This window comes from Rossellomorea aquimaris (assembly GCF_001877785.1).
Taxonomy (GTDB): Bacteria; Bacillota; Bacilli; order Bacillales; family Bacillaceae_B; genus Rossellomorea; species Rossellomorea aquimaris_A.
On the sequence record NZ_MINN01000121.1, the window covers coordinates 1 to 545 of the forward strand.

Consider the following 545-nt stretch of genomic DNA (forward strand, 5'->3'; position numbering starts at 1 on the left):
GCAATACAGAGGCAAACGCTAGTCCTTCCCCAGTCAGCGTTCCATTCTTCACCAAACCGCTTGTCCATTTCGCCCATTCCCAAGGCCAAGAACTCATATATTGAACGGAGGCCACCGCTTCAACCGGAATGACGGACACAATCGCAATCCAGTTGGCCCAGCCCGCAATAAAACCGATAAACGAACCGTGTGAATATTGCGTGTATTTGACCATTCCCCCCGCTTCAGGGAACATAGAACCTAGTTCACTATAAGAAAGAGCAATAAATAAAATGACGACCATTCCAATAACCCATGAAATAATAGCAGCTGGTCCTGCTATTTGAGCCGCACGCCAAGCCCCGAACAGCCAGCCTGAACCGATCATCGACAAAAAAAAAAAATAAAACACCTCACTACTACAACGCAACAACACAACAACTCGAAAGCTCACCAATCCCTATAACCACAACAACTCTAACATAACCACAATATAAGACCTCTACAATCTAACGACCACTCCACACCCATAAAAGAAAACAAACACAATACAGACCTAAACCTAA

General features: G+C 44.8%; 1 protein-coding gene. It reads right to left on the bottom strand.

The genetic code is table 11. The annotated features are described in order from the left end of the window. The coding region (locus BHE18_RS18330) for an APC family permease (RefSeq protein ID WP_141771936.1) at window positions 1–367 on the bottom strand (367 nt) is incomplete at its 3' end. Between the last annotated feature and the right edge of the window lie 178 nt (window positions 368–545).